16 protein-coding genes are annotated in these 22,403 nt (G+C 44.9%); 7 read left to right on the top strand and 9 right to left on the bottom strand.

Annotated features, from left to right (window positions below; translation table 11 throughout):
• Window positions 1-2: 2 nt before the first annotated feature.
• The 3 genes from P0M28_RS18615 to P0M28_RS18605 form a co-directional block, all read right to left on the bottom strand.
• Entirely contained in the window at window positions 3-578 is a 576-nt protein-coding gene (locus tag P0M28_RS18615; RefSeq protein ID WP_302204172.1) for a hypothetical protein, read from the bottom strand.
• Between the two features lie 4 nt (window positions 579-582).
• Complete coding sequence (locus tag P0M28_RS18610) at window positions 583-1,248, bottom strand: hypothetical protein (protein ID WP_302204171.1); 666 nt, start codon at window positions 1,246-1,248, stop codon at window positions 583-585.
• A gap of 328 nt (window positions 1,249-1,576) precedes the next feature.
• Window positions 1,577-4,393, bottom strand: coding sequence for a glycoside hydrolase family 2 protein (locus tag P0M28_RS18605; RefSeq protein WP_302204169.1), 2,817 nt, complete (start codon window positions 4,391-4,393; stop codon window positions 1,577-1,579).
• Between the two features lie 206 nt (window positions 4,394-4,599).
• Here P0M28_RS18605 and P0M28_RS18600 point away from each other — a divergent pair, with 206 nt between their 5' ends.
• Entirely contained in the window at window positions 4,600-6,855 is a 2,256-nt protein-coding gene (locus P0M28_RS18600) for a SulP family inorganic anion transporter (protein ID WP_302204167.1), read from the top strand.
• Here the strand turns inward: P0M28_RS18600 and P0M28_RS18595 are convergent.
• The 3 genes from P0M28_RS18595 to P0M28_RS18585 form a co-directional block, all read right to left on the bottom strand.
• Window positions 6,833-9,226, bottom strand: a complete 2,394-nt coding sequence (locus P0M28_RS18595; protein ID WP_302204165.1) for an ABC transporter permease — start codon at window positions 9,224-9,226, stop codon at window positions 6,833-6,835. The two genes, P0M28_RS18600 and P0M28_RS18595, sit on opposite strands and share 23 nt — an antisense overlap.
• A gap of 205 nt (window positions 9,227-9,431) precedes the next feature.
• A complete protein-coding gene (locus P0M28_RS18590) occupies window positions 9,432-12,578 on the bottom strand; it encodes a T9SS type A sorting domain-containing protein (RefSeq protein WP_302204163.1) in 3,147 nt (1,048 codons plus the stop codon).
• Between the two features lie 302 nt (window positions 12,579-12,880).
• Window positions 12,881-13,120: a hypothetical protein gene (locus P0M28_RS18585; protein WP_302204162.1), complete on the bottom strand. Its 240-nt coding sequence runs from the start codon at window positions 13,118-13,120 to the stop codon at window positions 12,881-12,883.
• Between the two features lie 125 nt (window positions 13,121-13,245).
• Here P0M28_RS18585 and P0M28_RS18580 point away from each other — a divergent pair, with 125 nt between their 5' ends.
• The 4 genes from P0M28_RS18580 to P0M28_RS18565 all read left to right on the top strand — a co-directional run bounded on the left by P0M28_RS18580 (window position 13,246) and on the right by P0M28_RS18565 (window position 18,227).
• Entirely contained in the window at window positions 13,246-13,980 is a 735-nt protein-coding gene (locus tag P0M28_RS18580) for a DUF6261 family protein (RefSeq protein WP_302204161.1), read from the top strand.
• A gap of 260 nt (window positions 13,981-14,240) precedes the next feature.
• The gene (locus P0M28_RS18575; RefSeq protein WP_302204160.1) at window positions 14,241-15,611 is read left to right on the top strand and encodes a hypothetical protein; all 1,371 of its coding nucleotides are present in this window, start codon (window positions 14,241-14,243) and stop codon (window positions 15,609-15,611) included.
• Window positions 15,612-15,804: 193 nt separating this feature from the next.
• Entirely contained in the window at window positions 15,805-17,544 is a 1,740-nt protein-coding gene (locus P0M28_RS18570; RefSeq protein WP_302204159.1) for a site-specific DNA-methyltransferase, read from the top strand.
• 56 nt (window positions 17,545-17,600) lie between these two features.
• Complete coding sequence (locus tag P0M28_RS18565; RefSeq protein WP_302204158.1) at window positions 17,601-18,227, top strand: hypothetical protein; 627 nt, start codon at window positions 17,601-17,603, stop codon at window positions 18,225-18,227.
• Window positions 18,228-18,259: 32 nt separating this feature from the next.
• Here P0M28_RS18565 and P0M28_RS18560 read toward each other — a convergent pair whose 3' ends face one another.
• Window positions 18,260-18,724 (bottom strand): PA2169 family four-helix-bundle protein, encoded by a 465-nt coding sequence (locus P0M28_RS18560; RefSeq protein ID WP_302204157.1) that lies wholly within the window; start codon window positions 18,722-18,724, stop codon window positions 18,260-18,262.
• Between the two features lie 688 nt (window positions 18,725-19,412).
• Window positions 19,413-19,874 (bottom strand): DUF1801 domain-containing protein, encoded by a 462-nt coding sequence (locus P0M28_RS18555; RefSeq protein ID WP_302204155.1) that lies wholly within the window; start codon window positions 19,872-19,874, stop codon window positions 19,413-19,415.
• A 281-nt stretch (window positions 19,875-20,155) separates the two neighbouring features.
• Here P0M28_RS18555 and rplS point away from each other — a divergent pair, with 281 nt between their 5' ends.
• A complete protein-coding gene (rplS, locus tag P0M28_RS18550; protein WP_302204154.1) occupies window positions 20,156-20,527 on the top strand; it encodes a 50S ribosomal protein L19 in 372 nt (123 codons plus the stop codon).
• A gap of 75 nt (window positions 20,528-20,602) precedes the next feature.
• Here the strand turns inward: rplS and P0M28_RS18545 are convergent, their stop codons facing one another.
• Window positions 20,603-20,848 carry a YtxH domain-containing protein gene (locus P0M28_RS18545; RefSeq protein ID WP_302204153.1) on the bottom strand — a complete coding sequence of 82 codons (246 nt, stop codon included), beginning with the start codon at window positions 20,846-20,848 and terminating at the stop codon, window positions 20,603-20,605.
• A 148-nt stretch (window positions 20,849-20,996) separates the two neighbouring features.
• Between P0M28_RS18545 and P0M28_RS18540 the strand changes: the two genes are divergently transcribed.
• Window positions 20,997-22,232, top strand: a complete 1,236-nt coding sequence (locus tag P0M28_RS18540) for a 3-phosphoshikimate 1-carboxyvinyltransferase (RefSeq protein ID WP_302204152.1) — start codon at window positions 20,997-20,999, stop codon at window positions 22,230-22,232.
• The last annotated feature ends 171 nt before the right edge of the window (window positions 22,233-22,403 follow it).

Raw genomic sequence — 22,403 nt, 5'->3', positions numbered from 1 at the left:
TGTTATGTGGTGGTTTCAGAAACCCGTATATCGCCCAGCAGCACATCCCAAAAATCAATAATACGCCCTCCGATTTGCGTTTCTTTTTTCTGAACAAAAACAGTAATATCTTTCTTAGTAGTGTCTTTGTATTCCAAGCCATCATCAGAGGTGCCTTCAAATCGCTGGTAGATCGTAATCACTCCAACAAACGTGCCATCGGGCTGTTGTTCCAAATCACTGATATACTGAATGTCGTACCACTTAATGGTTACCCGGTCGTAATTTAAGGCCATAAGATGCTCAAAATAGCCTCTGGTTTGGTAGTAAGTAATTTCGTCAGTGGTGAGCGATGAAACCCCAATTTCAGCCCCAGTAGCAAATAGCTCTTCGGCTCGGTCAATTACTCGGTTAGCCTCGGAAAAAGGAGTATCCTTATTTCCGATAATGCTGATGTATTTACTCAAATCGCGGACTTTTTCCAATGCCAGTGAGTCAATAGCCAGTTTGCGTTCTGGGCTAATGGTTTCTTGGGCATGCGCTGGAAGAAGGGCTACTCCAATGAAAAGTACGCAAAAGTATACGGCAGAAAGTTTCATTCGTTTATCGTTTAATAAGTTCTAGTTCTTTAATTTTTCCGTTAGCATCAAACACCATGTTGTACACTTCGTCAGGACTATTTTTAGTGTCTTTCAGGTAGTTCAAGTACTTGCTGATTGTGGTGGGTTCGTCATAATCCGTTTGCCCTCCACTTTGGCTAATGATAATGAGCACCGGAGTTTCGGATGATGCGAACATATCAATGGCATTGCGGATTTGAGCGTTAGCGTCGCCGGTATTGCGGGCACCAGCCACATTGCGGAACAGATTATTCAGATCAGATTCGGAAGTAGGACCGCTTTCGGTCACCTCCGGACGTTCTTCGTCGCGTCGGGCAGCCGCCCGTTCATCAGCAATAATTCCCTCGGCTCGGTCAATTAAGGTTTGAATCTCAGCATCCTGCAGATTCAGATCTTTTACTCCTTCTACTACCGCTTCCTTCTCATCAGTAGACATGCTGCCTTGGTCATTAATCACCGACAGTAAATCGGCCCGTGCCTTAGCAATCCGCTCCAAACGAGCTTTTTCAGCAGCCTTAGCTTCCTTTTTAGCTTTACATCCGGTTGGCCCTAACGCCACAAAGACGCCGAAGAGTAGTATAATCCAAGCGTAATTCACGCGGCGTAGCTGAAGCAAATGAGAATAGTTTTGGTGTTCTCGTGGTATCATAGTATCTGGTTTATAGCAAATTTTGGTAAAAACGCTGTAAGTTACAGGTTTACCGATTATTTAAAAAAAATATGCCAATCAGGGCAAATTGCAAGTTGCCATCTAAACGCCCCAAAACCTTACATAGTTTTGTGGATAAAACTCAGACGACTAACAGTAAACGTGGCCATCAGCCGTATAGTGTCTTGACTAGGGATACTCCAAGATCGTTCAAATCTTACGTCACTAAACTTAGCACAATTAAGGGCAGCATTGAGGATAATTTACTCATACTGGGTAGTCGGAATATGTGGTGTAGCCCCTAGATTTCAAATACCATTCTGAGTTTTTAGTCTAAAACTAGCGTGGGGTCAAGCGGATAGCGTCCAAATGATTGACCATACACCGCTACCCCGCCTTCGCCTCGGGTTTGGATTTGCACGCTAAGCGTACCCGAGTCAGCTTGTGCTTGCCGAAGTATGTCCAGCGGAATAGCCACCTTGGTTAGATAACCATAAGAACCAGCTTCATGTAGTGTTCCTGATAAAGTGTACCACCAGTTATCCAGATCGTGCTGATCTTTCTCTGGCTCAGGAATACTTTGATGGTGCCAGGAAAGCACGCCCCGATGATCGGCGGGGTCATCGGGCAACATTACGGTGGTCAATACCCGACCATTTACCGAGATACTGATTTCAGAAGGAAACATCATTTCGTCCGACATAGGGTAGGCGTTGGGATTGCTATCGGGGTACTTACGATAATCGAGATCCAGCCCTCGGGCTTGCTTTTCTGCATCAGTCAGGTCTTTGATAAACAGTTGTTTGGCCGACAGCTCCGCCAGAAAGTAAGCGTCGGTTGCTTCGCTGATGGCTAGGTCATTCGGCAAGGCAAAGGTATAGGTAAAATGCCCGCTGCCCGTGCCGTTTACTTTTTTACCATCAAGCACCGCCCACTGCTGCTGGCTCCACTGCTGTTCGCTAAAGTCGGCGGGGCCTACCGTAATAGTCTGAACATCCGCGGGGTTCGCTCCGTCTACTACCTCAAAGTGCATAAAGTTGCGATGAACGGTATTGCCCTGAGCATCATCCAGGTACAACTTCAGGATAGCTAGCCCCTTTTGCTCAGGCATCTGAAGGGCAAGGGGCGATAATGAATCTTGTATGTACGGACGGTAGGCCGTGTTCCGGGTGCCTCTCGAGACGAGCGAAGTCTCTGCTAGGGTATTGGTAAGCTGTAGCTCGTAGCGAATAGCCAGCGAATCACCTAAGTCCTGCTCGGTCATGGAGGATAAATACAACGGCACATCTACGGTAGCCCCGGCCGGCACCGTCTGACAGATTTCGTTTCCGGTTGAGAGGTACACCAACGCGTGAAAGTCGTTCATCGTCATACCTTCTACCAGCTCATCCACCCCCGTAAATTTCAGTGATCGGTCGGCTCGCCAGTAACCGTTCCACTCCTTGATCACATCGTGGTGCTCGGTGTAAAGCCATCCGGCCATCTTGGGGTACTTCCGAAAGGTGTTCATCATGCGGTGGTAATCGTAGCTCCAGTCCACATCTCCGGTAGTCCCTTCGTAGCCCCACACATTGCCACATTCAGCATTAATGCTCGGCACATTGCCTTGCACAAATCCATCGGCGTACTGAAAGGTGCTGCCCAGATGGCTCTGATCGCTGCGTACTTTTAGGCGGTGCTCCCATTCCACTCCCATCAGGTAGTCGTGCGACGAATTTAGGTCAGTAACCGTATGCTCAGCACACCAGTAGCTGTGGATGGAGTTATCATCTACCAACCGAGTGGTGTCCAGCGACTTGGTGAGGTAGTACATCCCGGCGGCGTACTGCTGCTCGTCGGGCTGGAATACTTTGCGGGTATTCCCACTGGCGGTAGGTATGTCGGTTCGTAAGCCCCAGCTCTCGTTAAACACCACCCAAGAAAAGATCGATGGATGGTTGTAGTCTCGCTTAATCATTTCTCGCAGCGTGTACTCTGACTCTACTTCCGAACGCTCGTTACGTGGGTCTTGGTAATTGGGCAGGTCAGCCATAATGAGCACTCCCAGCTTATCGGCCCAGTACAGCTTGCGGGGAATGGGTACTTTGATGTGGGGACGAATACCGTTGAGACCAATCGCCTTGGATCGCTCTACTTCCCGGCGGATAAATGTATCACTAGGAAAGGTGTAGAAGCCTTCGGGATGGTAGGCTTGATCCAGGGCCATTTGCAGATAAACCGGTTGGCCGTTGAGAGCCACGTACGGATAGTCGGTACCGGGCAGATTTTCAATAGAAATCGTTCGCATTCCAAAGTAGGTTCGTACTGTATCGGTTCCCAGCGTCACCTCGGCGGTATACAAGTACGGATCATTCAGCGACCATAGACGGGGCTGGGGAATGGGCACTGAAAATTCTATCTGTTCTTGCCCTGCGCTAATTAGCGTATCGATCCGAATCGGTTCACTTTCAGTAGCAATCCGCAGCGAGAGGGGAATGTCTCGTTGAGCGTAATCAGGCAAGTAGGCCGTAACGATGACTTTCTGGCGGTCAATACCCGGTGTGAACTGCACCTGATCAAGATAATCACTTCCTCTGGCTTCTAAGTACACTGTTTGCCAGATGCCTTTGGCATTGCCGTACAATTGCTTCCCCCGCAGGGCAAAGGCCCGGGGGGCATCATCTACCCGGATCACCAGCTGCTGGGGCTGACCGTAGGTAAGATGTTCGGTCAGCTCAAAGGAAAAAGGCACGTACCCACCCTGGTGTTTGCCAACATGCTGCCCATCGAGCCACACATCGGTTTGCCAGTCCGAAGCCCCTATTACGATAAAGGTGCGCTGCCCCTGCCAGGCAGGATCAACGGTCATCTCCCGCTGGTACCAAGCAATATCGGCTTGATCTTCCACACCCGAAAGCGGTGAGCCCCAGGGAAAGGGCACTGTGATCTTTTCGTCAAACGCCTTATTCTCAGCAAACCATTGTTCGGACAACCCTTGGTTAAGTGAGTCAAAGGCAAACTGCCAGGTGCCGTTCAGGTTCTGCCACTGCGGACGCTCAAAGTCCGGTCGCGGATGTTCGGGAAGTGGAATGTCTTGTGATAGGGCACTTACTGAGAGCAACTGTATTGAGAAATAGGCAAATAAGTATACTATTTTAGAAAGCATTGGCGATTATGTAAGGAAATATATGTTGATCAAAAACAGAGAAGCAGATTTTGTGCTTACACCTGCAAAGTGCAATGGTAAAAATTCAGAAACTTTTCGGACTATTTTAATATAATTATTTGTAAGCGAATTGCTTTAAATGCTTAGCCACCCAAATTAATAATTTTTCAGTATATTATTCGGTCAACATCACCTAGCTAGTTATTATGATTCCTATCAATCCAGATCAAAATCCCCCCAGTGGGTGGCTAGGATTTAAGCGTTACTGGCGCACTGATCTGGTAGCCGCTCTGAGTGTGGCTTTGGTGGCTTTACCGCTGGGGCTAGGAATTGCGGTTGCAGCAGGTTTCCCGCCTATGTCGGGGTTGATTTCGGTAATTGTAGGCGGTTTGGTAACCACATTTATCCGGGGAAGCCACGTAGGAATCAACGGACCCGCCAACGCCCTGATTATTGTAGCCCTATCGGCTTCAGAAAGTATGAGTTTACCTGGCCAGCCGGGCTTGCCCTACACTATGGCAGTTTTTGTAGTAGCCGGGAGTATACAGACCGTTATGGGACTGCTGCGATTGGGGAAACTAGGTAACCTGGTGCCTACCTCCACCATTCACGGCATGTTGGCGGCCATTGGCTTTCTTATTATTGGCACTCAGGTTCATCATGCTTTAGGTATTTCCGATGCTAGTTTTTCGGAACTGCTGGCTCACCCGGAAATACTCCTTCAGGCTAACCCGTTCATTATAACCATCACGATCGTTTGTCTGGCAATCTTAGTTTTTTACAAGGATATTGAGAACCGAACTATCAAGCTACTACCCGCCCCTATGTGGGTGCTGATTGCTGCTATTCCGCTATACTTTGGTTTTCGCTGGATTTCTCAAACTTACTACCCCAATACCGAACAATTAACGAATGATTTTTTAATTCAGATACCAACCGATATTACGCAAGGTTTGGCTTTCCCTGACTTCTCGCGCATTGGCGAACCTGTGTTTTGGCTAACGGTTTTTGTGGTAACGGTAGTGTTATCGCTAGAGTCATTAGTCATCTCCAAAGCCGTAGACAAGCTTGATCCCTACAAGCGAAAAACAAACCTTAACAAGGATTTATTTGGAATTGGTGTAGCCACCGTAATTTCCGGTTTTTTGGGTGGGTTGCCTGTTACGGCAGTAATCGCTCGCAGTTCAGTCAATATTACCAACGGAGCAACTACTCGCTGGTCAAATTTCATGCACGGGCTAATTGTGCTACTGTTTGTGGTGGTATTCACGAGCTTTATTCAGAAAGTTCCGCTAGCAGCATTGGCGGCCATTCTGCTTTTTACCGGATATATGCTTACTTCTCCCCGAGTGTACCAGCGGGCTTACCAACAAGGGTGGGAGCAGTTAGCTATACTCGTGGTTACGTTAGTCGCTATTCTTCTTACCGATCTTATGTCAGGACTATTAGTCGGCATTGGTTTTACATTACTGCTGCACTTTGCCCGCAGTGGTATGCCCCTGCCTTTATTCCTTCGCTATATGCGTCGCCCCTACATCAAAATTGTTCAGGAGAATGAGCAGTCGTACTTAGTGAAAATCAAAGGGATTATCAACTTTACCAATATCCTTCAGATACAGAATAAAATCAAAAAGCTAACTCCAGAGGATAATGTAGTAATAGATTTTTCCCACGCTCGGGTGGTAGACTATACCGTATTAGAGTACTTGCATGAGTATGCCGAAAAGTACAATCAGAATGGCGGAGAATTTCATTTTACGGGGTTAGACGTGCACAAGACTTCCTCCCATCATCCGTATGCATTGCATGTGCTGGAGAAGCCCAAGCCGAAGCTTATCCGGCTTACTCGTCGGCAAGTGGAGCTTAAGCAAACGGCTGCTTCTAATGAATGGGGCTACAATCCGGAAGTTGTCTGGGATATTGCTGACCTTAGTCGTTTTCAGTTCTTTAAGCCGCGCCCAGTAGAGTATATGAGCAACCAGATTAGCGGTACGTACCCGAAACTAGGGGTGCAGTGGAAAATATGCGATGTCTCCCTCAAAGATGCCTTCATTTCATTTGAAACCTATCGGCTTACCGTAGAGGTGCTTTCACTACCGTTTATGCTGCCGGTGTTTTCTCTGGAGGAAGAATCATTTCTTGACCGTATTTCGGTAATTGCCGCTCAACAGGATATTGACTTTAACGAGTACCGTAACTTCTCCCGAAAGTTTTTACTACAGGGCACTGACGAAGCCGGTATTCGGGAGTTGTTTACTGCCAACCTTATTCACTTCTTAGAGAAGAGCGATATTTATCACCTAGAGAGCAATGGAAAAGAGTTGCTTATCTTCAGACACTTACGGTTGGCTAGCCCTCGAGAGATGTTGAAAATGGTGGCCTACAGTAAGAATCTCGTAACTAAACTTCACAAAACAACCATGCCCCCCACTATTGAACCTACTCCAGACGAAGTACATTAGCCAAGTTAGCCTGGGTAGCCCGGTACGCCAACCAGCCTACGGTAACCCAGGCAAGTAGCATGGCTCCCAATCCGGCCAAGACAAAAGGAAGCATTCCTACTTCTATCCGAAAAGCAAATTGCTTAAGCCACGATTGCATCAGAAAGTACACAATTGGAGTGGCTATCCCAAAGGCAAGCAATACTAGCTTGGTAAAATCTTTTGAAAGCAATAGTATTAGATTTCCGGTAGAGGCTCCCATTGTTTTTCGCACCCCTATTTCCTTAGTACGCTGCTGAGCAGAGTAAGCTCCTAAACCGAGTAAGCCCAAACTAGCCACAATAATGGTAAGTACTGAAAAAACTGTGAAGACTCGACTTAACCGCTGTTCGGCTCGAAAAGCTCTATCAAATTCTTCATCCAGAAAAGTATAATCAAAAGGAACATCGGGAGCATACTGTTGCCATACCAAGTCTACCTGCTCCAGTGCATTAGAAACATTACCTGGGGCAAGGCGAACCAGTATGTTAGGGCCAGTCTCGGATAGGAAAATAGCCATCGGCTCAATATCGTGGTGCAACGACCGAAAGTGGAAATCCTTCACCACCCCCAACACCTCATATGTGCCAATCTCAGTATCTTCGTAGCTGATCTCCGCCCCAATGGGGTTCTCTATTTCCAGCGTTCGTACGGCGGTTTCATTAAGTAATACTCCGGCAGTATCAGTACCGTACTCACGTGAGAAGTTTCGCCCCTCGAGCAGCTCTATTCCCATTGTTTCCAGATGGTCGTAATCACTAGTGTACCAATTCATCAGGTATTCTTGATCGCTACCTCGTTGCCAAAACATGGTCATTTGGTATGTTTGAGGGATAACATCGCTCACTACGGAAGTTTCTACTACCATCGCTTGCTGAGCAATGGCTTCCTTTATAGTAGTCCCCTGATCACCTAGTAAATCAAAGTAGGATAGTGCCATCACTTGCTCTTTATCAAAACCTAAATCTTTGCTTTGGGTATAAGCTATTTGTTGGTAAGCCACTACAGTACAGATTATTAGGCCAATAGATACACTAAACTGAAAGACAACCAACAGGTTGCGGAGTACAATACTTCCCTTGCGAACAAACCAACCTCCCTTCAATACTTCGGTAGGGCGAAAGCCCGACAGGAAGAAAGCCGGATAACTGCCAGCCAACATTCCTACTACTAACATTAGTAAGATTAGCCCTCCAATCAGCCACCCTTCGGTAAATACTGCGTAGGTGATCTCTTTTCCGGTTAGACTATTGAAAGCTGGTAAAAATAACAGAGCCCATATAACCCCTAGCACAGCAGCGAATAAGCTCATCAGTAACGACTCATTTAAAAACTGCACAATTAGCGCCACTCGGGTTGACCCTAGTGCCTTACGCACCCCTACTTCTCGCGCCCGGCGCATATAGCGAGCCGTAGCCAAGTTCATAAAATTAACGCAGGCGATTAGTAGCAAAAACGCGGCGACGGCGATCAGTACGTATAAAGTCTTTACATCCCCACCCGGATTAAACTCAGCAAACAGATCCGAGTAGAGATGAATCTGAGTGATAGGCTGCAAAGAGAGGTAATACTCATTTCCTGCTTGTTGAAAAGCTTCGTAAGTGCTGTATTCAGCTACTTGAGTTGATATATACCTGTCCTGTAAGGTTTGCAAATCTTCTTCTACTGAAGCTGCTTTTACCCCTTCTTCCAGTAAAAAGTAGGTGTATAATTCTAGCCTTTCCCAATTGTTATCTGACGAAGGGGGTAAACTAGAATAAGAAGCTAGTACATCAAACGGTAGATGAGTGTACGGAGGTGGATTAGCTACTACTGCTGTCACTTTACAGGAGGTACTATCACTCAATTGAACAAATTTGCCCAATGCTTCTCTACTACCAAAGTATTTTTTCGCCACCTTTTCGGTAAGCACTAGAGAATTAGGCTTTTGTAGAGCAGTAGCTGGGTCACCAGCAAGTACTTCGTAACTAAAAACCTGAAGAAAAGAGTCATCTACGTACATGAACCCTGTTTGAGCTAAAGTCTCATCTCCTATTTGCATCACCTTTCTACCTCCCGGATACACCCGAACGGTAGACTTTACTCCGGCGATGCTCTCTGAGGAAGCCGGAGCCAAAGCAGGAACAGTCAACGGAGTTTCTATCTCACTATTGCTTATTTTTTCGTGATGGGTTATCCGATATAGGTGATCAGCATGAGTATGAAAGGTATCGTAGCGCAGCTCATCAAATACATAGAGCGCAATCATCAGACAACTAGCAATACCAATGCTAAGGCCAAACACATTCAGAAATGCGTACCAGCCTTGGTTACGTAGATTGCGAGTGGCTACCAATAGATAGTTTCGTAGCATAGCACAGTATTAACTCATAATACCCTACCTAAAGGTATCTAATTTTTTCAGTTGAGTCACAACTATTTTTAAAAGTATGTATGATAGCCAGGCTTTGGTATAATTTTTTTGAGGTTTACTTTTCTTGTATAGTTGTCGTAATGCAAAAAAAATAGGGAATAGCATCAGAAACTATTCCCTATTTAACCAATAATAGTAGCTATGCCTACTTCCTCACCATTAGCTTACGGACAATCCGCTCGGTAGGAGAATTGAAGACCGCCATATAAATACCCGGCTGTTGATTACTAAAATTAATCTCTTCAGCTAAAGACTCGTTGGCCTCTTTTTGGTAAACCAACTGACCCATTGGGTTATAAATAGATAATGTGAAGTACTCGCTGTGCGCTACTTCAGCCCACAGCCGATCATTAACCGGATTGGGGTACAGTTGTATCTCAGTTGCAAGGCCTGACTTAGATGGCAGGTCTTCTGTACGAGCAAAGGGTTCATCGCTAGTATTGACTACCTCAAAAGTAAACGACTGATGGTCGAGTACGTGCCCACCCCGGTTCCGTAGCTCATATGACGTTGCTTCTACTGTGTAGCGTCCCCGTTCAGGAAGCCAATTCCGGTAGTCACCATTATTATCGCCAAAAGCGGCGTAGGGAGCGGCGTTCTGAATGCGGTTACGCAGTACCTCTCGCTGTTCTTCGCTTACTTTAATACCCACACTACCCACTGCTTCTGGGCTTACATCTACTCGCAAGTTGAAACTAACCCCTGGGTACTCAGCGTAGTCAATCACTGTTCCCTCCTCTATTTCCAGTATAGCTTGATCTTGGTTGGCGTTAATAAGAGTCAAGCCCGTAATTTGACCAAACTCCGCAATGGTAAATGATACAGACTGCACTACTCCGGGTGCGCCAGTAAAGTTACGTTCAGGATACGGTGTGGCCGTAAGGGTATATTCTCCCGGGTGCAACTCTCCGGTGCGGTAGTCGCCGTCATCGTCACCAAATAGCGCGTAGGGGGCCGCATTTTGCCGGGAAGTACGTTCCAAATCGCCCGAAAGTTCTAGTAGCACACTACCAACCGACGTGGGGGTAGTAACCGCCTGAATATTTAAGAACTGATCGTCCCCATGACTAAAAATAACATCAAGGTTGATAACGTCTCCATCTTGAATTGGCTGAACTATTTCGTCGGTGGTAGGGTCAATAAGATTGAATCCGGCTACTGCGACGGGCGACGGGGTAATGGCCTTAAAGAAAGCTATAGTACCTGAAGCAGGGTTGCGGGCTACCGCTACATCATCCGACAAATCAATGATGTAGTAGTCTCGCAGTATCTGGGTTTCTTCCCATTGCCCAAAACCAGTTCTTCTGTAAACATAACTGCCCTTACTTCTAGTTTGTACGGCCAATAAACCGTTGCTATAGAGCACTACTTCACTTCCAAATTCGTCTTGCTCTTCTGCATCCGAAGCCCGGATGCTGGTAGTCTGTTGCCAGGCACCATTTTTTTGCTCGTAGATAATAACTCTACCTGGAGGTGTTCCACTTCCTGTGGTTTCGCCAGGGCTTCCTATGGCTACAACGCTACCACTAAATCCGTAGGTAGGTTGTTCAACATCTTCCGTTTCTACAAATCCTAGAAGCTGATTGGTCTCTACCCATTCGCCTGACGCATCCAAGGTAAATATATAAGCGGTATTGTTAGATTTAGTTTCTGAAAGAAACACTTCGTTTCCTACCATCAGTTGATTGCCCTCCGCTTCTATGTGCTTTCCGAAAAAGTCCAAGGCTCCCGTATCGGAGGCGCGCAACCGTTGTGCCCGCTGCCAAGTGCTACCGCTACGCTGAAAGACCTGTACCGAGCCGGCCCACTGTTCTCCGTTGGAGCCATCATCCTGACTCAGACCCGCAAAAGCATAATCTTTCGTAATAGCTACTGAGGAGATAATCCCTTCCCCTGAGGCAACGCTATCAAATACCTGAACTATATCCCACTTCCCACTGCTTGTCTTTTCGTAGATATAAACGGTTTGGCTGGTTGAGACAATAGCTTGATCATTACTGATTGCGATATCTTGTCCAAGGGGCTTATTGGCTATTGGCGAACGTAGCGTATCCACCAATACCCATTCGTGGTTTTGCTGTTCCAGCACGTAAGCGACTCCTGTACTTCTTGCGATAGCCTGAGAACCATCTAACTGAGTGAATCCTACTCCTGGCGGAAGCTCTTGGGTGAGTTCGTACACAACGGGCTCAGTCACTATTGGAGGAGCCATGTTACCAGATGCCTTAAAGAAAGCTACGCTCCCTGGGACAGAGCCATTCGCTATAGCTATATCTCCCGACAGGTCATCGATATAATAGTCCCGGAGTATTTGAATCTCGCTCCACTGCCCAAAACTACTCCTTTTATATATGTAGCTACCTTTATTTGTAGTATGTACGGCTAGCAAACTATCGCCGTAGAGCACTACTTCGCTTCCAAATCTGTCTTGCTCTTCTGCATCCGAAGCCCGGATGCTGGTAGTCTGTTGCCAGGCACCATTTTTTTGCTCGTAGATAATAACTCTACCTGGAGGTGTTCCACTTCCTGTGGTTTCGCCAGGGCTTCCTATGGCTACAACGCTACCACTAAATCCGTAGGTAGGTTGTTCAGCATCTTCCGTTTCTACAAATCCTAGAAGCTGATTGGTCTCTACCCATTCGCCTGACGCATCCAAGGTAAATATATAAGCGGTATTGTTAGATTTAGTTTCTGAAAGAAAAACTTCGTTTCCTACCATCAGTTGATTGCCCTCCGCTTCTATGTGCTTTCCAAAAAAGTCCAAGGCACCCGTATCGGAGGCGCGCAACCGTTGTGCCCGCTGCCAAGTGCTACCGCTACGCTGAAAGACCTGTACCGATCCGGCCCACTGTTCTCCGTTGGGGCCATCATCCTGACTCAGACCCGCAAAAGCGTAATCTTTCGTAATAGCTACTGAGGAGATAATCCCTTCCCCTGAGGCAACGCTATCAAATACTTGAACTACATCCCACTTCCCACTGCTTGTCTTTTCGTAGATATAAACGGTTTGGCTGGTTGGGACAATAGCTTGATCATTACTGATTGCGATATCTTGTCCAAGGGGCTTATTGGCTATTGGCGAACGTAGCGTATCCACCAATACCCATTCGTGGTTTTGCTGTTCTAGTACATAGAATACCCCGCCCCTTGGTACAAAGGCTTGTGAGTCGCCTAGTTGGGCATTTCCCCCTCCCTCAAGAGCAAGCTCTTGGGTGAGTTTGTACTGCTGGGCATAACTGTACTGAGTAAATACCATGCAGCAGAGCAAAAAAAGATTTAATAGTTGTCTCATAGTAATAAAAATTAGATTGGAAAAAAGTTAATTATTACAATTATAAAAAATTGTTATGTACAAATAAAGAAATAAATAATTATAATATCTACTAAACAGATTAATTTATTGTTAACTTTCATAGTGACTATTTACAGCAACTTATTTTCAACTAATTTTGCCAGTATGGTACCTGTTTTTTTATGGATTGTAGCGAAGCTAAATACTTGATCAGGCTATCTCCTAAGTGTAAGCCAACGTTTGAACCATGATTCGCACGTAAGAATGCGTGATTTCCTCGATGTTTACCCCACCAATTAGACCTACCCCACCGCCAACATCATTGGTAACCCATCGGAGGAGGTTAATATGCTACCGACACGGGAATTAGTTGGTCGGAATCTTCCGACAGCCCACTTCTGGCGTTGGCAACCCGCCGGAGTCCGCCGATAGCCCACTTCCGGCGTTGGCAGCCTGTCGGAACCCTCCGATAGCTTAATTCCCACGTCGGCAACCCGTCGGATGAGTTTTATTTTCGACGGATGCTGGTGATAGGTAGCCAAAGGTTCCCTGCCTGATGAGTAAGGATTCCTTACGCGTGTACTGTATGCGGAAGGGCTTATTTTTATTCTGAGCGGGGCTTTGCCAAATTTAAGATACAGAAGTTGAAACGCTAAACCATAAAGACATGATTGCATCGGCAAACCTCAGCAAATACCGCATTAAAGAGTTTATTCAATTCGTCCGCAACTCGTTGATTATTGTTAATCAACACAACGCAGATAAGCTCCAGGTAAAAGCGCAGTATAATGGATTGAATAAAGAATATTTGCAGTTGGAGCAGGCCTACAAGCAAGAAAGTACCAGCGAAACCGGGGTAAAACTATCTGCTTTGGATGATCAGCGAGACCAGGCCATTATTTGTCTGCGGATGATTAGCGAAGGCTATATTCGGCACCCTAAAGCAACGTTGCGAGCGGCGGGCGAGCAGGTAGTGGAATGCATTAATAAGTATGGTACCCGATTATACAACTTAAACTACAGTGCCGAAACAGCGGCTCTAAAGAATATTGGGCGCGACCTTCAAACCATTCCGGCCTACGCTCAGGCAATTAAAGATATGCATTTGGAAGATGTGGTAAGTGAGATGAAAAAGGCCAACCAAGCATTTGAAAAAGTATTTATTCAGCGATTGGAGGAAACTAGTAAGAGTAAGGAGGAAACCCCCAACACTCGCCAACTGGTACAAAGTACCTCAGAAGCATATCGTACCTTAGTAAAGCATATTGAAGCCCGTGCTACCCTATCCCCGTCTGCCAAGTACACTTTGTTTATTAATCATTTCAATGAAAATATTGAGCACTTCAATCAAATTATAGAGCGAAGAAGGCTCGACACTACCGATGAACCTGTAGTATTATAGGTTTTTGCCCTGATACTATCGGATAAGGTTACCATCCTACGGACTAATTGTAATTTTTCTAAATTTTGGGTGTCGTAATACTGCATCTTGACGATATTTTCTCATCCTATGGTAACTCAAAGGTATATTTGATGGAGATATCGGTAGATAACTTTTCTCTACGGGTAGAATAGCGCAAGAAAGCCTAAACTTATTAGGGTACGCTAGTGGTAGAAATCTAAAATTTAGTATTTTTTGGTGTCAATTAATAGATGCCGCGCATGGAGCAACCAAACCTACCCGAAAGTTTAGCGAAGCTACGAAACCGTAGCTGGGAGATGGAACTTTTGCTCTCGGGCTTTGTGCTAGTACTGCTGCTTCCAGTTCCTGACTTAGTAGCGCAGTGGGGTAATGTTTGGCTAGCTACTTTAAACCAAGGGCCGGTTCAACAAATATTTGTCATTGGGTTTGTTATCTGCTTCTTCGGTTCGCGTATCCTCATTGTCAACTTAATTATCTACTTATTCTTACGGGGCTTTTGGATCGGTATAGTGGGCCTGATTAGTGCCTTTCCCCGGAGGAGCTATTGGTCGCGTATTACCTACCGCGAGCCGTACCAGAAATATTTAGAGCGAAGAACGCCAGACACCGAATCGTACGTAGCGATTATAAATAAAATTAGTAGCTCAGTATTTTCCTTTTCCTTTCTACTGGTGTTTTTGGTGGTAGCCTTTTGTTTATCGTTATTACCGCCTATACTAGTAATAGTTACCGCTAATAATCAGTTTGTCGACTACCCAGATACTCATTGGTTGAGCCAAGTATTGGGTATTTTCATATCAGCCTTGCTTTTAGTTTACTTTAGCTTGGCAGCCTTGTTTTTACTTGACTTTCTTTCGTTTGGTTTGGTAAAGCGTATCCGGTGGAAGCCATTTGTTCACTTCTACTTTCCTATTTATCGTTTCTTCCGATGGGTTACATTAGCTCGCTTGTATGCTCCTATTTATTACACGCTTATTAGTAGTGTTCGCAAGTGGGTACTGGCATTGATCTTAGTTGGCTACGTACTCATCTTCTTCTTACTTAATAATTACGGCTACAGCGAAGAGATATTTTATCCGGCTGAACAAACGACCAACCACATATTTAATCAGCACTACGAAGATCGGTACGATGAGCCGCAAGCTACCCTTATTCCACTAATTCCTTCGGAATACATAGAGCACGACCACCTTCGTTTGTTTTTGCCATATTTGGTATCGGATAATGATTCGCTTCAGCAAGTGTGCCCTGAGTCAGCGGCATTGCAAGAAGATGGGTTTGTCTCTAAAGCTAAAATTACGTTTGATTTTGATGCATCGGTAGATACTACCCGCCAAAACCGCTCTTCAGAAACGGAGAAAGGTGCTCAGACTGCCTTACGTTGTTTAGCTGACTTGTATCAAGTGACTATTAACGACTCTCTGTACCCACTAGAGCCCCTTTATTTTCACCGACGAAAGGAAAATCGTCAGCCGGGAATAGTCACTTACCTGCCGCTTTCAGCTCTCCCTACAGGTGTGCACCACCTTACCATAAGAAAAAGAGATTACAGCGCGGAAGCCTCTGGAGCTTATCAGACCTATCATATTCCCTTTGTAAAAGAGAAGTGAGTATGTGTTTGTTTTTTGCGTTGTGAGTTTTAGTATACAGCTTCGGTTTTGGAGTCCAGGGTTTTGAACTTTATGAAGTCAAATGTAAGACTTTACACTCAAACACTCGGGTACGGTAACACTCTTTCCGGCTCCTTTTTCATTCTGACTAAGAAAGCGTAATTTAAGCCGACTGAACGTAGCCTGATTTCTTTTGGATCAACTCAAAATATTATTTGATGCCTTAATTGTTCCGCCCAACGAGCGGTGTGGTTTGGTATGGGAGGAAAGTGCTCAGCCAGAAACGGTAGTTGAGATGGCCGAGCAAATGTTTCCAGCCTTAAAACCGGTGCCTTCGTTAGATATTGAAGGGCTGGAGGATTCACCGGTTCATTACATTATAGAAGGGGATAATTACCATACACTTTCGGCCTTAACAATTACACACGCTCAGCGAGTAGATGTTATCTACATTGATCCGCCCTACAATACGGGAAACCCGCACTTAACCTACCATGATAATCGCAAAGATAAATCATCGGCCAGTCGGCACAGCAAGTGGCTAAACTTCATGTACCATCGTTTACGGTTGGCACAGGAGCTACTTACTGATGATGGGGTGCTACTTATCTCGATTGACGATCGAGAAATGGCACATTTAAAGCTACTTTGCGATGGACTGTTCGGCTCAGATAATTTTATCGGCAACTTTGTATGGATCAACCGCACTACTCCCAACGATGCGGCCAACAAGTTTGCTACCGATCACGAATATATTTTGGTCTACGCCCGAGATCGGAAAAACTTCCAGTTGAAAGGGGTCCCTAAGAATTTTAGTAAGTACGTTAACCGAGATAATGATTCGAATGGCCCCTGGATGCCGGATAACCCTTCGGCGGCATCGGGAACGGAGAAAGATCGCTTTCCCATTAAGAACCCCCACACGGGGGAAGTTTACTATCCGCCCGATGGACGCTACTGGGCCTTTGCTAAACGGCGGGTAAAGGAGTGGGAGAAGTCAGGTAAACTGGTATTCCCTCAGGAAAAGGGCAAGCGATTCGTGCTGAAGAAGTACTTATCAGAACTGAAAAGTGCGCGTAACCCAGCGTCATCAATCGTTAATAACGCATTGACTAGCCACGGTACCAAAGAGCTAAAGCAACTCTTTGGCTCGGGCAGCCCAATTAAGTATCCTAAACCCAGCGTATTGCTCAAGTACATTTTAGGCTTACTTGATAAGCAAAATGGCATTTTCCTAGACTTTTTTGCCGGATCAGGCACAACCGGACAGGCTATTTTGGAGCTGAATCAAGAAGATGGTGGCACTCGGCAGTGTATTCTCTGCAATAACAACGAAAGCGATTTATGCCGCAATGTGCTACACCCTCGGCTACAAAAGATTAGTGAAGGGTATTCGGTAGAAGCGCCACGTAAGGAAACGCTGTACGAGCGTAAGCTCACGGTCAATACGCTTAAGAAAGTAAGTGCTTACCTACAAGAAATTACGGCGCTTAGTGAGCAGTACCGTAATTCTTACGACGAAGTGAAGCAGTCATTAAAAGATAATGTACTACGCTTGGAAGGAGTCAGGAAAAAGCCGGTTACTGTTGCTGGAATGCAGGCTTCGTTCAAATATTTTCAAACGCAGTTTATTCCTCCGCAGGACACGCGCATCCGGCAAGCTTGCGCTCACTTGCTTTGTCTTCGGGAGCAAACCTTCGAGCCCATCAACATTACCCTACACTATCAGGCTTATCGAAATCAGCAGCAAGTAACAGTTATTTGCTTTGAACCTCCCTCGGCTTGGAAGTCACTGGAGGCGGTGTTGCCGAAAGATGCTTCCCTAGTCATTTACGTATTTCGGGAAGAAGATTACGCATTAACAAAAGATCACTTTCCCGAAGCTACAGTGCAGTATGTCCCCGACAAAATAAAGCGATTATTTACATCGTAAGCTTCCCGCGGCAATTCATCAGCAAATAAGCCCACGAAGTGGTTTCTTGAGGGGCTATGAAATCTCAGGGAACATCGTACCGTCAAGATCGGGTATTTACCGAGTTTGTGCACCAGCGAGTTGCGCTTCCTCAAGTGTACCGTCCGTTGGGTTGGGAGCCGTTTCGGTTAGGCCAGTCAGAGCAGGAGCGGTTAGACATTCAACATGGCATTGATCGGGTATTCAGTCAGCCTGATGGCAAACTGGTGACTGTTCAGGAGCGGTTTCGAACCGGCTACTACGCTAACTACCAGGACGTAACCTTTCGCTACCGGCGCGATCAGCATCAAGACAAAGCCCGGCGTTATTCGGAGTTCTACAAAATTCAGGCTGATTATTTATTATACGGCATATTAGACTGCAAAGAAAAAGATATTCGGCAACTTAGGCAGGCTACATTTCAGAAAGTAGTTTTGTTGCAGCTGCCGTTACTGTGGGAAAAGTTAGATAGAGGGGAAGCTGTTATTGACGAAACCCAGACCGGACATTGCCGCTGGGAGAAGGGCAAGTTAATTATTCCGGTCAATCACAACCGCGATGGCTCCTCTAGTTTTATTGCTTGGGACATTCCGCTTATTGCAAAGCATTGGTCCCACATAATTGTTTGGCAACGAGGTTTTGTATCAGCAGGGTTCAAGTCATAAAAAAACCGGCAGTAGCCGATTTAATTACCAATCTAAAAATCAAGTACTGGCTCACGCTCAGTAGGCAATTTTTTAATATCAGACAATGTAACCTTAATACTTTCTAGCTGCCCCAGTAGCACTTGATGGGTTGACTCTTTAACTTCGTACTGAGCCAATCGCTGCTTTAATTTCTGAAGGCTTACCACCTCAAGTCGGAGGCAACCATCCAACGTCTTTTCAATAGTGTTGAGGGATAATAAAAGGTGGGGCTGACTAAATGCATCTTGAATAGGCCCCTCTACTTGTCGGAATACCTGAGGCTGTCCGCCTAGGCTTAAAACTTCCTCCCGGATGATCTTCTTGAAATTGTCGCGCTGCTCAGATAAATTCATAAATAACCCTTTCAATGAAGGATCATCTAACTGTTCAGCTGCTTTTCTGTAACCGCGCTTAGCATCGCAGTTTTCCTTTAACAGGTCGTTCAGGGAGTCTACTACGCTTTTTTGTGTTTCCATGTGATTATTAATGCTATTTCTGGTACTCTACCTAATCAGTTTTGATATTTAACGTGAAAACTGGAATAAGGATTATAAAAATGTAAATTTTTTTAGTAAAAGTCTAGTTGTTTTTAATACGTTTTTAACATAATATTATTCAAAGTAGTAATTGAATAAAACGTTAAATGGCGTACATTATTCTTGCAGTAGGTTATTGTAGAGTCAGCAATTTTTGTGCAATATTATATGCTCAATTAATATTTACTTACTGAATCTGTGGTATTTTGTTTCAATTATAAAATATTTTTTTTAATTAAACATAATTATCAATTAAAAATATTGTAAAATATAATATAAATAAATTTTTATACTGAATTTTAGAAAAATATATTCTCTTTATTAGGCTATTTAAGATTTGAGGAATTTTCAACCACAGTGGGTAATATTTTACACTAGCTGCTATGATTTCATCATTAGTCAACCTGTAATGCGGATATGTCAACTCAGGGAGGTATTTTAACACAAGACGGTTAGCTAATACCTAATTCGGGCTGGAGGTTTTATTTGCCACCTATTCAATAAGCTATTGATACAGCTAGTTATAAGTAGCCCGAACGGTATATTCTTACGTATTGAGATGTACGGAGTGGAATCATACTACGTTTTCCTACTTCATTTTACGGTATCAGTAGTAAATTTAGCTAATCTATTTTTTCAATTTCACTATTCCGTTCCGATACAAATCTAAGGCTTGTTGTAAAATATTGGCGATGGTTGCTATGTCTATGTCCTCACAAGGGTTCACGCGTAATATTTTCATACGGGTTCGGTTTCCCTTTTCCAGTTGGGGATGGTTCAGGTGCTTTCCTTCTACTAATAAAATGTAGAGTTCATGATTCTTTTTACCTGTCCAGAGATAGCAGAACATTTTTTTCTTGTAGCAGAAGCAGGGCATTCCCCACTTCCGGGTTTCGGTAATGTCTTCATCCTGCTCGAGAATAATATCCCGTAATGCTAGCAGACAACTTTTATTAGGCTCTTTTTTACTTAGGAACGGTGAGATAATAAAGTATTCAAATTGAACGCTGGATTTTTGGGGCAGTACTGCGTTACGAAAAGCCTCATATAGCCCGGCTATGCTCGGTTTTCGCGCCTTGTCCCGCCCCAAAAGAACGAGTTCAAATGGATTACGGTCGCCGCGCGATTGTGTTATCGTTCCTTAGGTAGTACGACAAGGCTTATTCGGTAGGCTACGGCTATGCTCTACGAAATATAGAAAAATTGCGTGAACCCAAGCGCGGCTGAACCACATAAGATTATGGATATTCTTGTATCCCGGTATGGATATCTTTTTCATCAATTATATTGTACTTCTGAGCTTTGATTATTTTTTAGTGTTTCCTATATTTGCAATCCTTTTTTGAGAAGACCATAGCTAACGATAATACCATGAGCGATCTACTTACATTTGTAGAACAGGAAATAGCCCAAGACACTCGGTCTAAATTTCCAGACTTTGGGGCGGGTGATACCATCAACGTACACGTAAAAATTAAGGAAGGTAACAAAGAGCGGGTTCAGCAATTCCAAGGAACGGTGATCCAGCGGAAAAACAGGAATACTAGTGGGGAAACCTTCACCGTACGAAAAATATCCAATGGCGTAGGAGTAGAGCGTATCCTTCCGTTACTTTCACCTAGTATTGATAAAATTGAGCTAATTCGCCAAGGTAAAGTGCGGCGCGCTCGCTTGTACTACTTACGAGGACGACAAGGTAAAGCAGCTCGTATTAAAGAGCGGCAGCGGCATTCCTCCAAATAGCATAAGAAAAGCGATGATTAACCATCGCTTTTTATTTTGCATCAGATTAATTCTTTAGCTATGTAAAAAGAGTTACTATAAGTTCTTAGTAAGCTTTTTGCTATATCTTTCTAGCTCTTCAGCAGCCGCCTCGGCTACGTCTCTGATACGGTCAACTCCTTCCTCCCATACATCTTCCAGATCATAAAGAGCATCATTCGCTGAGTCGTTTATTTTTTGTCGATTTTTTTTACCACTTTCAGGTGCCACTGCAAGCCCAATTAAAGCACCGGCTGCTAAGCCAAGCACAAAGGCTACTAAAGTCTTTTCGTCATTATCCATAGAAAAAGGGGTTAGATAGAATAAAAAAAATTGCTCTTATCAAAGTACGAAAAAAATAAGAGAACCATCTACCGAGCAAACCCCAAATTTTGAATATTTTTGCTGCCGAAATACGCTAGAAAGCATTACATTCTTAATCGCATCTCTTTTGCAATATCTACACATTCATAAGCCCAACTCATCAGTTCGCACCACAGTGCAACTGCCGGCTTCTAAAAGTGAAAGTAATCGGGCACTCATTATTCAGGCACTTTCGGAAAAAGAAATTACTCTGCATAATCTGTCAGAAGCCCGCGATACCCAAACGATGCAACGTCTCCTTCAATCGAATGAGCCTGAATTAGACGTGCTCGACGCTGGGACGACCATGCGCTTTCTGATTGCTTACTGTACTGTAAAGAAGCTAGGTAAAATCATTAAGGGTACCCCCCGAATGCACCAACGTCCGGTACGTATTTTGGTAGATGCCTTACGAGAAATTGGGGCGGATATTCAGTACTTACAAGAAGAAGGCTATCCGCCAGTACACGTACGGGGTATGACACTTGACCAGTCCATGAAGCATGTACGAATGCGAGGCGATGTTAGCAGCCAGTACATTTCGGCCTTACTAATGATTGCCCCTACGTTTAATCATGGGCTACTGCTAGAGCTAATCGGGAAAGTTGGTAGCCGTCCGTATATCAGCATGACCCTTTCGCTGATGCAGCACTTTGGTGTATCTTCTATTTGGGAGAATAAGCAGGCAATCAGAATAGAGCCTGCTTCTTATCTATCGGGTAGCTATATTATCGAGTCTGACTGGTCGGGAGCTAGCTACTGGTACAGTTTTATAGCATTGGCTGAGCACGGTGAAGTATTACTAAAAGGATTACGAAAAAACTCTTTCCAGGGCGACCAAGCCATTGTGGAAATTATGGAAAATCTGGGAGTACAATCGGCCTTCGAGTCAGAGGGCGTTCGGCTGGTGAAGCAGAATAATGCTCGAGATTTTTCTTACGACTTTAGCGATTGCCCCGACTTAGCGCAAACCGTAGCGGTTGTTTGCGCGGCTAAAGGCGTACACTGCACTATGACTGGATTAGAAAGTCTTCGTATTAAAGAGACGGATCGGATTGCTGCTTTGCAAACCGAACTAGCTAAAATTGGGGCAAAGCTTGACGAGAGAGGCAGCTCTTGGAAACTAATCCCCTCCCAAGAAGTGGTATGGCCTAATGAGTTAGTGATTGATACCTACGACGACCATCGCATGGCCATGGCATTTGCTCCCTTAGTCATGAAATCGGCACTGACCATTGAAAACCCAGACGTAGTGAACAAGTCGTACCCGAGGTTCTGGGAGGATTTGCAAAGAGCTGGAGTAGAAACTATTCAGTCGGCGTAACCTCGCCTACGGATTGTGTGCTGACCGTTAGGTTAGTCGGTGCATCTATTTTAGAATAGGTAGGGCATGTTTTATACGAGCAACTGCTAGCAGCAGCTAAGAAAAGAATAGCAACGGTAAACTTAAGCACTTTCATACGACCTTTTGTTTGTGGATAAGCGTAGTTTCAAT

Origin of the sequence: Tunicatimonas pelagia (assembly GCF_030506325.1) — a bacterium.
GTDB classification, from domain to species: Bacteria; Bacteroidota; Bacteroidia; order Cytophagales; family Cyclobacteriaceae; genus Tunicatimonas; species Tunicatimonas pelagia.
Note: the sequence above shows the minus strand (reverse complement) of the source record. Positions and strands in the feature narration are given on the sequence as shown.

Excerpts from the sequence above, each read along its gene's own strand:
- P0M28_RS18615 (WP_302204172.1), bottom strand. The coding sequence starts at position 578 with ATGAAACTTTCTGCCGTATACTTTTGCGTACTTTTCATTGGAGTAGCC.
- P0M28_RS18610 (WP_302204171.1), bottom strand. The coding sequence starts at position 1,248 with ATGATACCACGAGAACACCAAAACTATTCTCATTTGCTTCAGCTACGC.
- P0M28_RS18605 (WP_302204169.1), bottom strand. The coding sequence starts at position 4,393 with ATGCTTTCTAAAATAGTATACTTATTTGCCTATTTCTCAATACAGTTG.
- P0M28_RS18600 (WP_302204167.1), top strand. The coding sequence starts at position 4,600 with ATGATTCCTATCAATCCAGATCAAAATCCCCCCAGTGGGTGGCTAGGA.
- P0M28_RS18595 (WP_302204165.1), bottom strand. The coding sequence starts at position 9,226 with ATGCTACGAAACTATCTATTGGTAGCCACTCGCAATCTACGTAACCAA.
- P0M28_RS18590 (WP_302204163.1), bottom strand. The coding sequence starts at position 12,578 with ATGAGACAACTATTAAATCTTTTTTTGCTCTGCTGCATGGTATTTACT.
- P0M28_RS18580 (WP_302204161.1), top strand. The coding sequence starts at position 13,246 with ATGATTGCATCGGCAAACCTCAGCAAATACCGCATTAAAGAGTTTATT.
- P0M28_RS18575 (WP_302204160.1), top strand. The coding sequence starts at position 14,241 with ATGGAGCAACCAAACCTACCCGAAAGTTTAGCGAAGCTACGAAACCGT.
- P0M28_RS18565 (WP_302204158.1), top strand. The coding sequence starts at position 17,601 with ATGAAATCTCAGGGAACATCGTACCGTCAAGATCGGGTATTTACCGAG.
- P0M28_RS18560 (WP_302204157.1), bottom strand. The coding sequence starts at position 18,724 with ATGGAAACACAAAAAAGCGTAGTAGACTCCCTGAACGACCTGTTAAAG.
- rplS (WP_302204154.1), top strand. The coding sequence starts at position 20,156 with ATGAGCGATCTACTTACATTTGTAGAACAGGAAATAGCCCAAGACACT.
- P0M28_RS18545 (WP_302204153.1), bottom strand. The coding sequence starts at position 20,848 with ATGGATAATGACGAAAAGACTTTAGTAGCCTTTGTGCTTGGCTTAGCA.